7 protein-coding genes are annotated in these 12,983 nt (G+C 63.2%); 2 read left to right on the top strand and 5 right to left on the bottom strand.

Annotated elements, in window-relative coordinates:
* Positions 1-11: 11 nt before the first annotated feature.
* On the bottom strand, positions 12-2,990 hold the full coding sequence (locus tag GJ699_RS01100) for a TonB-dependent receptor (RefSeq protein WP_154372271.1): 2,979 nt from the start codon (positions 2,988-2,990) through the stop codon (positions 12-14).
* Positions 2,991-3,241: 251 nt separating this feature from the next.
* Between GJ699_RS01100 and GJ699_RS01095 the strand changes: the two genes are divergently transcribed.
* Together GJ699_RS01095 and GJ699_RS01090 are read left to right on the top strand one after the other, a co-directional pair.
* Positions 3,242-4,660, top strand: coding sequence for a glycoside hydrolase family 88/105 protein (locus GJ699_RS01095; RefSeq protein ID WP_371867407.1), 1,419 nt, complete (start codon positions 3,242-3,244; stop codon positions 4,658-4,660).
* On the top strand, positions 4,657-5,976 hold the full coding sequence (locus GJ699_RS01090) for a TolB-like translocation protein (protein WP_154372269.1): 1,320 nt from the start codon (positions 4,657-4,659) through the stop codon (positions 5,974-5,976). Before GJ699_RS01095 ends, GJ699_RS01090 begins: the two co-directional genes overlap by 4 nt.
* On the opposite strand, the gene GJ699_RS01085 is transcribed toward GJ699_RS01090, so the two are convergent.
* The 4 genes from GJ699_RS01085 to GJ699_RS01070 are packed head-to-tail and all read right to left on the bottom strand — an operon-like array spanning position 5,973 to position 12,928.
* Positions 5,973-7,397 (bottom strand): glycoside hydrolase family 28 protein, encoded by a 1,425-nt coding sequence (locus GJ699_RS01085; RefSeq protein WP_154372267.1) that lies wholly within the window; start codon positions 7,395-7,397, stop codon positions 5,973-5,975. The two genes, GJ699_RS01090 and GJ699_RS01085, sit on opposite strands and share 4 nt — an antisense overlap.
* Positions 7,394-8,587, bottom strand: coding sequence for a glycoside hydrolase family 88/105 protein (locus GJ699_RS01080; RefSeq protein ID WP_154372265.1), 1,194 nt, complete (start codon positions 8,585-8,587; stop codon positions 7,394-7,396). Before GJ699_RS01080 ends, GJ699_RS01085 begins: the two co-directional genes overlap by 4 nt.
* A gap of 1 nt (position 8,588) precedes the next feature.
* A complete protein-coding gene (locus GJ699_RS01075) occupies positions 8,589-10,025 on the bottom strand; it encodes a glycoside hydrolase family 28 protein (protein ID WP_229261882.1) in 1,437 nt (478 codons plus the stop codon).
* A gap of 5 nt (positions 10,026-10,030) precedes the next feature.
* A complete protein-coding gene (locus GJ699_RS01070) occupies positions 10,031-12,928 on the bottom strand; it encodes a glycosyl hydrolase (protein ID WP_154372261.1) in 2,898 nt (965 codons plus the stop codon).
* Positions 12,929-12,983: the final 55 nt, after the last annotated feature.

Here is a 12,983-nt window from a genome sequence, read left to right as displayed (position 1 = left end):
CGCGGAGTGACTTAGAACTTGTAATTCAGTCCGACCACGAAGGAACGGCCCGAGTGCACGTACAGCAGCGTATCGTTGCGCTGACTGTCGCGGCCATAGCGCAGCGGCGTATCGGTCAGATTCTGCCCTTCGAGACTGACGCGCAGGTTCGGCGTCAGGTTGTAGGACAAGCTCATGTCGACATTGGTGGAGCCGTCGACGATGGTGTAGTCGGCACCGTTGACGTCACCCAGCACCGCCAGAATGTAAGCCGAGCGATAGGCCGCCGACACCCGAGCGCTGAACTTCGCATCCTCGTAGTACAGCGTGAGGTTGTGCGTGTTGGGTGACAAGCCGGTGAAGTTGGCCACCTGCGTCAACTGCTCGTTGGCCGCCGTGGTTGGATTGTCGACCCGCGTGATGTAAGTGATCTTCGACTTCACGTGGGTGGCGTTGGCCAGCAGGCCGAAGTTGTTCCAGCCCGCAGGCAGGAAGCTGAACGGCATTTGCAGGTTGAACTCCAGACCATTCAGCGGGCCGCCGGCGGTGTTCACTTTGCGGCTCACCACCACTTCGGTATTCGGCAGCGTCGGGCAGATCGGCGTGGCGCCGGTGATCGAACAGCCGTTGAAGATCAGCAGTTCGTTCGGCAGTCCCAGCGTGTTATACGGCACACGCTCGTTCACGCTCTGAATGAAGGAGCCGATGTCCTTGTGGAAGTAGCCCAGCGAGACCATGGCGTTCTTGGCGTAGTACCACTCGGCCTGCAGGTCGTAGGTCTTGGCGCGGATCGGGTCCAGTTGCGGATTGCCGATCGAGACCGACTGCGAAATCTGCGACACCGTGGCGGACGGCGCCAGGTCGGTGTACTCCGGCCGTGACAGTGTTTTACCGGCCGAGAAGCGCATGAACACATCCTTCGGCAACTGCGCCGTCAGATTCAGCGCCGGCAGCCAGTCGCGGTATTTTTTGACGCCGGTATTCGGCTGCAGCACGCCGTTCACGTTAATCAGCGCGGTCGAGGTGGCGGTGGTGTCAGCACCACGCACGCCGACGTTGCCGCGCCAGCCGATGCCCCACAGGTCGTAGTTGAAGTCGACCATGCCATACACCGCATTGATCTTCTCTTCGACGCGGCGGTTGGTCTGGCCGAGGATGTTGTACTCGGAACCCGGCACCGACGAGCAATGGCACTCGATGTTATACACGGCCAGGAACTTGTCCAGATCCACCGCCGCCCACGACGACGGCACGCCGCTGCCACCGAGGCCACTGCCAAAGCCGGTGATCTGGCGCGAGATGTCGGACATGGTGACGCCCGCCGGCAAAGTCAGGCCGTTGGCGCCGGAGCCGACTTCGTAGTTGGTCCAGATATTCTTGCGCTTGGAGAGGCCGAAGCGCGTGGTCAGGTGGTCGTTCAGTTCCCACGACAGGTTGCCGGCCTGGGTCTGCAGCTTGTTGGTGGTGTCCAGATAGCGGCCGACAAACTGGCCGTGCACCGTGCCATCAGCATCCTGCGGACCGAAGCTGAAGCTGTTCGGATTGGTGATGTCGATGCCGAAGTTCAGCGTCGGCACATTGCGGTTGTTGCGGAAGTCCCAGGAGAAGCCATTGGCGTTGGGTGAATCGAATTGCACCGTCGCGCGCATCGGCTCATTCAGATTGGAGTTCGAGTTACCGGCCATGAAGTCGACCTTCACCGTGTCGCTGAACTTGTGGCTGCCCGAGATCACGTGCTGGCGGAAGGTGGTGGTGTAGATGTCCAGCAGACCCTCGGTACGCACGTCGACGCCATTGAATTTACCGTAGTCCCAGCTGCCGTTATCGTTGAAATGCGCGTCCAGGATCGAGGTCTGCGGCTTGCCGTTGGCAGCGCCCAGCGTGCGGCCAAAGGAAATCGCCTCGATGTAGTTGTCGTAACGCTTGTTGGCGAATTTACCGTACATGAAATCCAGATTGACCTCGGTGTCGCTGCTCGGTCGCCATTGGTAGGAGTTGGTGATGCCGGTGCGCTCGTAGTCGGTCTGCGAGCGGCGGTAGCGCGGAATACGCGGTGCAAACGCGCCCGAGCCGGCGGCCGGATTGGCCACCGTGCCACCATAATTGTCGGTCCGGTTCATGACGTTGTTGTAGGCCGTCGGGTCCGAAGTCCGCGGCAGGTTGAAGCCGCAGTTGGTGGCCGTAACGCCCTTGGTCGCGTTGTTGGCCGGGTTCTGCGTGGCGGCGCCCAGCGGCGAACAGAAGCCGCCGTCGGCACTGGCGCTCAGCAGCTCCACCGCCTCGTAACCTTCCTCGGTCGCTCGGCGTTTCGAATAGGCGCCGGAAATCAGCGCGCCGAATTTACCGTAAGGCGTATTCCAGCGGTCCGACAACAGCGCCGTCACGCGTGGCTGGGTCTTGTCGGACAAGGTATTGTGGAACTCCTGCACGCCAAAGCTGATGGTACGGTCCTTGAAGTCGAACGGGCGCGCGGTGCGCAGGTCGACGGTGGCGCCCAGCGAGCCCTCTTCTATCGCCGCTTCCGAAGTCTTGCGCACTTCCAGGCTGTTGAACAGCTCAGATGCGAACACCGAGAAGTCGAAACCGCGCCCACGGTTGGTGCTGCCGTTGATGTCGGAGGCGCCGGTGGCCGCCACGCCTTCGATGCCATTGATGCGCACCCGCGTGAAGCCGGCGTTCAGACCACGCACGGTGATCTGCTTGCCCTCGCCGCCATCGCCGCGTGCCAGCGCCACGCCAGGCACGCGCTGCAGCGACTCGGCCAGATTCGCGTCCGGGAACTTGGCGATGTCCTCGGCCTTGATGACATCGACGATGCCGTCCGAGTTCTTCTTGGTGTTCAGCGCCGAGTTCAGACTGGCGCGGAAGCCGGTCACCACCACCACGTTTTCATCTTTATTGTCCGGTGTCGCAGCCGGTGGTGCTGCCTCCTGCGCGTGCGCCTGCAAGGACGCCAGCAGCGCGATAACACCCAGCTGGATCACGGTCGGACGGATATGCGTATTTCTCATCTCTGTATGTCTCCTGTGTTGTTTTAGGTATGAGGTGAGCGGATATTACGCCCGCCTTTTCCTGCACAAAATGAGGGTTGTCGCATCGATGATTCACTTTTGACAAATACTCATGGAATTGATTGGAAAGGATTCCCACATCAATCAACAACGCGACTATTCCGCTCCGGCGGCGCTCAAGCGATTGCGACATCGACGCCAATCCGCTACTGTCTTGTAGCCTTTGCTCACCTATTGGAGACGCTGTTCAAGTGAAGATCAAAAACATCCACCCGACCACCTGCGCCCTGCTGATTGGCGCCCTGTTCTCCCTGCACGCCAACGCTCAACACGCGCCGCCACCGCAGGAAAAAGGCCCGGCCGCGCAGGACGCCATGCTGCACGCACTGGAAGTCCATTACCCCACGCCCTACCGCGCCATGCCCGCCGCCGAGGTCAAGGCGGTGCTGGACCGCGTGTTCGACTATCTGAACGCCGTCACCCCGGCGGAACTGATCAACAAGACCAGCCACGCGCCCATCGCAAAGCTGGACAAGGCCGATCCCGATGCGGTGCTGAAGCCGGGCGACTTCCGCCTGACCAGCTATGAATGGGGCGTGACCTACGCCGGCATGCTGGCCGCCGGCGCCGCCACCGGCGACCAGCTCTACACCGACTACACCATCAAGCGCCACCAGTTGATGGCCGACCTCACCCGCCTCTACCTGCCGGTGGTGAAAGCCGATACCGCCAACGCCCAGGCGCCGATCAAGAGTTTTCTCAACCCGCACGCGCTGGACGATGCCGGCGCGCTGTGCATGAGTTTTTTGAAGGCCAAGCAGTCCGGCGCGCGGGTCGACTACGGTCAACTGGTGGGCGTGTGTGCGCCCTTCGTCACGGAAAAGGAATATCGCCTGAGCGACGGCACCATCGCGCGCGGCGGTCCTGGCGCGGATGGCAAGCCCAAAATGCGGCCGCTGCAAAACACCCTGTGGCTGGACGATATGTTCATGGCGGTGCCGACCATCGCGCTGATGGGCAAGGAAACCGGCAACAGCAAATATTATGACGACGCCGCGCGCCAGGTACTGCAGTTCTCGCGCCGCATGTTCAATCCGCAGTTGGGCATCTACATGCACGGCTACGTCGAAGGCATGCGCGATCACCCCGAACTGCATTGGGCGCGCGCCAACGGCTGGGCGCTGATGGCCATGGTCGAAGTGCTGGAAGTGCTGCCCAAGAATCACAAGGACTACAAGGCGGTGGAGGCGCAACTGCGCGCCCACGCCAACGGCTTGGCGCGCTACCAGGACAAGGATGGCTTGTGGCACCAGTTGATCGACCGTCCGGACTCCTACCTCGAAACCTCGGCCAGCGCCATTTACGCCTACGCGCTGGCGCGCGCGGTTAATCGCGGTTATCTGGACAAGGAGATGTTCGGCCCGATGGTCAATCTGGCGTGGAACGCGGTCGCATCCAAAGTCAACGCCAAGGGTGAGGTGGAAGGCATTTGCGTCGGCACCGGCATGGCCTTCGATCCAGCGTTCTACTATTACCGGCCGGTGAGCACCAAGGCCGCTCACGGCTACGGTCCGGTGCTGCTGGCCGGCGCCGAGGTGATCGAGATGAACAAGAAGTTCAAGTACGGCCTAAATGACAGTGGCCTGATGTATCAGGGGCAGCAGCAATGAAACCGCGCTATCTCGCGGTCGCCGCGCTGCTGCTGTGCGGCGTGGCACATGCCGGCATCGGCCAGCGCTTTCCGTCCGAGCGCAAGGTGGTCAAGGACCCGGTCACCGGCACCATGCTGACTTTCCTGACCAGCAAACCGCATGGCGACTCCAAGATCTATCCCACCCATCCGCAGTGGACCTCGGACGGCCAATGGGTGGTGTTCCGTTCGAAGCTGGCCGGCGGTGAAGCGCTGGCCGTCAACGAGCAGACCGGCGACATCGTGCAGGTGACGGAAGGCGGTTACACCGGCATGCTGAACCTGGCGCGCAAGTCGATGAAGCTGTACTTCATGCGCAACGACGCCACGCCCAAGCGGCTGCAGATCGTCGAAGTGGATCTGGGACGGCTACTGGCCGACAGCGCCGCCGGCACACTGAAGCCGGCCGACGCCTACCAGCGCATCGCCGGCACCACGCCGGCCGAGCTGCAGGCCGGCGGCGACATGGCACTGGATGCGGATGAGGAATGGGTCTACTTCCGCGTCGGCCCAGAGGAAGCGGCGCGCCATCTGGCGCCGGGCACGCGTATCGAACCGGCGTTCGGGCCACGCAAGATGGGTGCGGGGCCAAATGGCATCGCGCGCATGAATCTGAAAACCGGCGAGATCCGGCATGTGGTGTCGGTGCCGTTCCAGATCGGCCATATCCAGGCCAATCTGTACAACCCGGGCGAGATTGTGTTCTGCTGGGAGACCGGCGGCAAATCGCCACAGCGCACCTGGACCGTGCTGGCCGATGGCAGCGGCCTGCGTCCGCTGTACCCGGAGGCGCCGTACGAATGGGTGACGCATGAAGCGGTGATCGGCAAGGACGAAGTGGCGATGTCCATCATGGGCCACCGTCCGGTGCCCGGCGCCGGCGGCGGCGTGAGTGCGCCGGCCACCGGTGTCGATGGCGCCAATCCGGGCCAGGACGATGGCTGGGGCAATACCGGCACGCGCGAGAAGCCGACCGGCCTGGCCATCGTCAATCTGCGCACGCGCACCATGACCATCGCCGGACAGACGCCGTCCGGCAGCGGCTTGTGGCATGTGCATGGATCGTCGGATGGTCGCTGGGCGGTGGGGGATGACTTCAGCCGCTCGGTGTATCTGATTGACCGCCGCAACGGCAACAAGATGACGATGCTGACCACCGGCCACAAGACCACTGCGGCCGACCATCCGCATCCGACCTTCAACGCCGACGGCACCAAGATCGAGATTCAGTCGGCCATGCTGTCGGAAGATGGCCGTACCATGAACATCTGCATTATCCCGGTGCCAAAGGACTAGGTATTGCTGAAGCCCCGCGTGTTGATGACCGTGACAGGCTGTTCGCACACGGTCTCCACCCGCACATTGCGCAGCGAAACTTCTTTGACCGGCAAGCCGGGATCGCCCTGGATGCGGCAGATGAAGCGCGCCTCGCCTACCTTCACGTCGCTGACATACAAACCCTCGATCGGCGTCAGACGTCGTTCGTAGGTCGGCACCAGATTGCGCCACTGGTACAGCACATCGGTTTCCACGCACACCGCGCCGCCGGCGATTTTGGTCGCCGTGACGTTTTTCATGTGGATGTTGCGCACATAGCCGCCACGCCGCTCGTTGGTCTTCACGTACAGGATGTTGTTGATCTCGACCAGCGTGGTGCCGGCGATCGGGCCGCTGGCGTTGCCGCGATCGAAGTGGCAGTTCTCGACCAGTACATTCTCCACCCCGCCCGACAGTTCGCTGCCGATCGCCAGCAGTTGGTGGCCGTTCTTGATGCGGCAGTTGCGGATGACGACGTTTTTCACTGGGCTGGCCAGCCGCCAGCCGTCGAATTCTCGACCGGATTTGACCGAGATGGCGTCGTCACCCTGATCGAATATGCAGTCTTCAATCAAGACGTTCTGGCTCATCTCCGGATCGATGCCGTCGTTGTTGTGGCCATGGGCGCGGATGTCGACGCGGCGTATCACCACGTCCTGGCACAGGTAGGGATGCACGGTCCAGAATGGGCTGTCGCGGATGCTGATGTCTTCTATCAGCACATTGCGGCAGCGGTTGAACTGCACGAACTGCGGACGCAGATGTGCTTCGCCGGCCGTCATCTGGCGCTGCGCGACCGGGACGTTGCGCACCGCGTGGTTGTACAGTGCGACCAAGGCGTCCATGTGCGGCTTGGGGCGAGCGTACCAGATGCGCCAGATATCCAGTTTGGCTTGCAGTGTGCCTTTGCCGGTCAGCGCCACGTTGTCGCAATCGATGGCGTAGATCAGTGGCGAGTAGTTGTAGCACTCCAGCCCTTCCCACGACGTCAGCACGGCGGGCAGGTAGTCGTTGGGGTGTTCGGAGAACAGCAGCAGCGCGCCCTCTTCGACGTGCAGATTGACGTTGCTCTTCAGGTGCACCGCGCCGGTCAGCCACGTCCCGCGCGGCACCACCACACGGCCACCGCCAGCGGCATGCGCGGCGGCGATGGCTTGCGCGATGGCGGCCGTGGTGCGGACCTTGTCGCCCGCCACGGCGCCATAGCTCTTAATGTCGAAGCGCGGCGCGGCAGAGAAGTCCGGCACATGGATAGCCGGCATGTCAAACGGCGCGCTGACGCGAATGGTCTGTTGCGCAATCCCGCCCTCCTTTGCGGCGGGCGGCGTGGCGCAGCCGGACAGCACTGGCAGCAAGGCGGTGGCGCGCAGCAGTGTGCGGCGTTTGGCGTTGGCGCTCATGGCTTGGCCATCTTCTTCAGTTCCGACGCCGCCAGCAGGAAGCCGCCCACACCGTAGTTATAGCTGGACGACGGCAGATAGAACGCCGGCTCGGCCCCCGTCTGCTGGATGCCGCCCAGGCGACCATCCGCATACACATTCTTCAGCAGCCCGGCCCAGGCCCGCTCTATCACCGGCCGGTAGACCTTCGCATCCAGATAGCCCTTGTTGACGCCGTACGCCAAGCCAAACACGAACAGCGAAGCGCCCGAGGTTTCCGGCAGCGGATAAGTGGCAGGGTCGAGCAGGCCCGCATGCCACTGCCCATCCGCTCCTTGGATCTTTGCAATCCGCGCCGCCATCTGCTGCAACTGCTGAATATAGAACGGCCGCTGCGGATCATCCGCCGGGATGTAGTCCAGCGTGCGCGCCAGCCCGCCCATCACCCAGCCCTCGCCGCGCGACCAGAAAATCTTCTGGCCATTGGCCTCACGCTTAGTTTTGTAGCTGGCATCGCGCGCGTACAGATGCTCGTCTTGGTCGTACAGCAGATCGTAAGTCACGCGCCACTGCTTGTGCACATAGTCGAGATATTTGCGATCTCCCGTGGCCTTGTACATCTTCACCCACACTGGCGGCGCCATGAACAGCGCATCGCACCACCACCACGGCTGGCGCTCATCGCCCGGCCGCAGCGTGTTCAGGTTAATTAGCGTATCCAGCTCCGCCTTGGTGGCAGCGATGCGCTCCGGCTTGGGATCCTGGAAGTACAGCTCAAGATAGGTCTGTGCCACCGCGATATTGTCAGCATTCGGGTACGGCGTGTTCAGCTTCCACTCGAACTGATTGGCCATGGTCAGCATCGCATCGCGATACTTCGGATCGCCGGTGGATTCGGAAGCGGCCATGAAGCCGGTGAACAGCACCGCCGAAGTCCAGATCTTGTCCAGATGACGCATGGTGCGTTCCAGCTGCCAGTCCGCGACCTTGCGCGTGACCTTGTCGATGGCCGCTGGTGTCAGCGCCGGCGACAGATCGGTCGCCAGCGGGCCGGCATCGGCCGGGGCATCGCCGAAAAAGCGGCTGGTGTCCTTGTCGATAATCGCCTGCATGGTCGGCGTCGGCAGCGGATAGCCCTGCTGCTGCGCGTGCAGCAGCCCGCTGGCCAGGCCCAGGGCCGCCAGCAGCAAGTGGTGTTTGAGTCTCATCATGTCAGCTCTTGTCCTGTTCTTCGAAGGTCTTCTTGCTCGGATCCTGCTTCTGCTTGCGTTGGCCGGGCTGCGCTGCCGCCGCCGGCAAGCCGCGCACGCCCTGGTTATCCTCCAGCGACACCGGCGTGCCTAACTTCAGCTGTGCGTCGGTGAAGGTCCAGTCCTTGGCATCGTAGATATGGCCGCCGTTCTGGGCTTCGATATCCAGCCCTTCCAGCGTGAAGCGGCTCAATGGCGCCTCGGAGTAGCCATCGACTTCAAACGCCGTTGTGGCGCCGCGCGCGTGAATATTCCAGATGCGGACATCGTGGAAGTGGGCGATGCCCTTCTCGCGTGGTACTGGCGTGGACAGCGTCTTCCAGTACGGTGGATAGTCCTTGATCTCGTCCGGAATTTTGGCGTAGCTGTAGCTGGGGTTCCAGTTCATATTGATGCGCAGGACCACCGGCGTATCGATCATCTTGAAGTCGTGCAGGCGCAGGTTCTCACCGAAGCCGCCGCGCGTGTGGGCAGACTTGAACAATATCCCCACTGGCACGCCTTTCAGCGTGGTGATGTTATACGCCTCAATGTTGCGGAAGCCGCCCGAGGTTTCGCTGCCGAAGGTGACGCCAGCAGCGGCGGTGCGCACGATGGAGTCGCGGATGATGACATCCTCGGTGCTGCGGGCCACGCGCTGGCCGTCCGAGTCGCGGCCGGCTTTCAGGCACAGGGCGTCGTCGTTGACGTCAATGTCGGCATGCTGCACCAGCACTCTCTTCGACGAATCGATGTCGATGCCATCGGTCGATGGTCCGAGCGCGCCTTCGTTATTGCGGATCACCACGCCGTCGACGGTGATGTCGGTCGAGTAGCAGATGTGCAGCGTCCAGAAGCCGGAGCGGCGCAACAGCAGGCCGCCGCCGATTTTCACGTCTTTGGAATTGAATACCTGGATCAGGCGCGGACGCTGGGCATCGTAGTCCGAGGCCCAGCGCAGGCCGCGAGGTTCGTAGGTTTTGCGCAGCGACCAGTAGCTGTCCCAAAATACCTTGCCGTCGCCGTCTATGGTGCCTTCGCCTGTGATGGCGGCCTTGTTTTGTTCGTAGACGTTGACCAGCGCGGCCGGCCAGCGCATTTCGATGCCGGCGATGCGGGTCGGCATCACGGGATAATCCTGCAGCCGTTGCGAGCCGAGTATGGTGACACCTTTGTCGATTTTCAGCGTGACGCCGGTTTTGACGAAGATCGACCCGCTCAGATAGGTGCCGGGTTTGAAAGTGACGGTGCCGCCTTCGGCTGCTGCGGCGTCGATGGCTTTCTGGATGGCGGCGGTGTTGAGGGTTTTGCCGTCGCCTTGCGCACCGAACTGTGTGGCGTCGAAGTCTTTGGCGCAGACGGCACCTGCCAGCAGCAGCGCGCAGGCCAGCACCGCGCGGCGCAGCCAGGATGTAGACATGAAGGTCATTGTGCGTTCTCCGTCAGTAGCCGCACCTGGCCGAGCATGCCGGATGGACGTGGGGTGATCAGGTGGGTGTCCTGCGGGACGAAGCGTTGGCCGTAACGGGCGGACAACAAACGGTAGTCCGGGCGCTCCTGGCCAGCCAGCATGTTGATCGACAGATTGGCTACCTGGACCTCGATGCGGTTGGTTCCGGGCTTGAGTAGCTTGGTGACGTCGACCTGGTACGGCGGATGCCAGACCGCGCCGGCGCGCTGGCCGTTGACGTAAACGACAGCCGCTTCGCGGATCGGGCTATCCAGCATGGCGCGCATCCCGGCTGGTACCTTGGGCGTGCTGTCCAGCGGTGTGCCGACGCCGAAATCCAGCTTGATGCGCGTGGCGGTCAACTGCGAGGCTTGCAGAGCGATGTCGGTGGTGTAGACGCCGATGCCGGAATAGTAGCGCGTCGCCGGATCGTCAGCCCAAGACGTCAGCGCAGACAATGCGCGCGGCTGCGCCAGCGTCCCGCCCGCAGCGGGGAAGCTGAGCTGCCAACCGCCATCCAGCGCCACCAGCGTCGCCTCGCTGCGCGCATCCGTCGCCCCCGGCCCGCCCGGCGTCCCCACTCGCGTGCCCCCAGCGGCGGCGCGCGCGGCGATGGCGGGTGCAAGCTGGGCGCTGTCGGACAGCACGAGCACGCGCGATTCGTATGGCGACAGGACCAGCGCCAGGCTATCGCCGGCCGCCGCCGCCGCCGCCGCCGCTCCCGCTCCCGGCGCTACCGCCACGCCAGCTGCTGGCTGCGCCTGCGCTGCTTGTTCCGGCGCCGAAGATGACAGTGCGCTGGCGGTCCGGCTGATCGGCGTGGTGGTGCCATCATGAGGATTCCACCAGGCCGCGTGGGCGCGGCGTGCCGCCACGCTAACGGTAGTGCGCACTTCGCGATTGCTGGTATTGGCGATGAAATAGAGATCCCCATCTGCCAGCTTCCTGCGGATGAATCCCACCGCCGACGCCTGCGACGAAACGCGCAAATCCGGCGCCACCGCCCCTCCCACAGCCGCACCAAGCGCCGCGTCATCCTCCACCACCCGCACGCCCGGCAGCGCAAACAAACGCTCGCTCAACGTCCGCACCCGCGCCGTCACAGCCGCCGCATCGCGGAAACCAGGCGCCAACGACGGCTTGCCGCCAACCGCAATCACCTTGCCGCCGGCGCCAGCATGCTTGATCAGCAGCTCCAGCGTCTCCGGCGCCATGCGCGTCACGTGCGGCAGCACGATCAACGGATAGCGCTTGCCACTGTCGCGCAGTGCCTCCGCATCGAGGAAATCGACATTGTGGCCAGCATCCAGAATCTGCGTCATGATCTCCGGCGTCACATGCTTGTGCATCTCCGCCGACAACGACACCTTGGCCGGCTGCGACTCCGCATACACATCATCATTCGGCAGCAGCAGCGCCACATCATTGGCCGGCTCGCCCTGACGCAGCAGATAACTGGTGCGCTGCAAGTACGCCGTCACATCCGGCATCACATTCCACCACGGCTGATGATTGTTGAACACCGCCGCCGCATAAAACGCATAGCCCGGCTCCTGCGCACCCGGCGGCGTGTATGGCCAACCGTGACCGATGAACAGATTCACGCCCTGCAGCAGCATGCGGTCCGCCTCCACCTTCATATCCAGCGGCGTCGCGCTGAAGGCGGGAGAATTCAACCAGGTCCAGGTCTCGGCCGAAATCACATTACGTCCATACAGATGCCCCGCCGATGTCGCCAGCCGCGTAAACGAAAACTCGCGGAACTGTGGTCCCTCGCCCTCGGGCAGCGCCACCAGCCGGTTGCTCGACAAGGACACCGCCGGCTCGCCATAGGTCTGCGAACGGAAGCGCGTATTGTGCTTCTTCGCCCAGTCGTCAACCGGCGTCAGATAACGCTCGTTGACCAACTCCGTCTGCGTCAAGGCCCAATCGCGCCGCAGCGCGCCAGCGTCCGGCCCCTGGCCGCTGTACACCACCGGCAGATACGGCTTCAGATCATAGCCACGCCGGCGCTGGAACTCGGCCAAAAAATCGTCCGTCCAGTCAGTGTTGTACACCTCCAGACTATCCGAAAACACCGCATACGGCGGCTGCTTGCCAAAGGCTTTCATCAGCGGCTCCGCCACCGTCGACAGATGATGATCGATCGCCTTGCGGCTCAGATGGTCCAGCACAAAACCCTCAGCGCCCAGCGCCGCGCGCTTGACCTGCTGGCCGGTGCGGCTGGCGATGTAAAACACCACCACCCGCTTCTCGGCCGCCGGCGCCACCCGCGCGCGTCCATCCTTGGACGGCAGCTCCGTCAACGCCAGCCGGGTCGCATCGAACTGCTTGGCATCGCCGGCGCCGACAAACGTCGCCACCAGCTTCTCGCCACTGCCGATTGCCGGCAGCGCCACCGCGTCCGCGCCCGCCGGCAGATCCACCGGCGCCACGCGCAAGCGGCTGGCCGCCTCGGTCACCGGCACATTCGGCCCGCCATACGGCCAGCCGCTGGCCAGCGTCATATCGACACGCAGCTTGTAGTCATGCGCCTTGCGGTTAACGAAACTGACAGCATCAAGGAAATCGGGAGATAAATAAGGAAGATTGCGGATGCCGCGCGCTGGATCGTCCAGCTCCATCGGATACACCGGCTGGATCTCGAAGCCGCCAAAGCCGCCCTGCTTCATGGCCAGCATCTCGCGCTCCAGCTGCGGTTTGACCACCGCCGGGCCAAACCACCACCAGCGCACCATCGGCCGCGCATCGTCGGGCGGCGACGCGAGATGCCGCTGCACCTCCGTCACCGTGGAATAGTGCGTCACGCCGTCCGACGCCGCATGGGCGCCCGCCGTCACACACAGTAACAGCCACAGGTATTTTTTATTCATCCCGAGAGTAGAATTCACTGGACCGGCAGTGTCAATCATCCGACGATCAACCAGT

The organism is Duganella guangzhouensis (genome assembly GCF_009674535.1).
Lineage (GTDB): Bacteria > Pseudomonadota > Gammaproteobacteria > Burkholderiales > Burkholderiaceae_D > Rugamonas > Rugamonas guangzhouensis.
The sequence above is the reverse complement of the archived record's forward strand: the minus strand, read 5'-3'. Positions and strand labels throughout refer to the sequence as shown.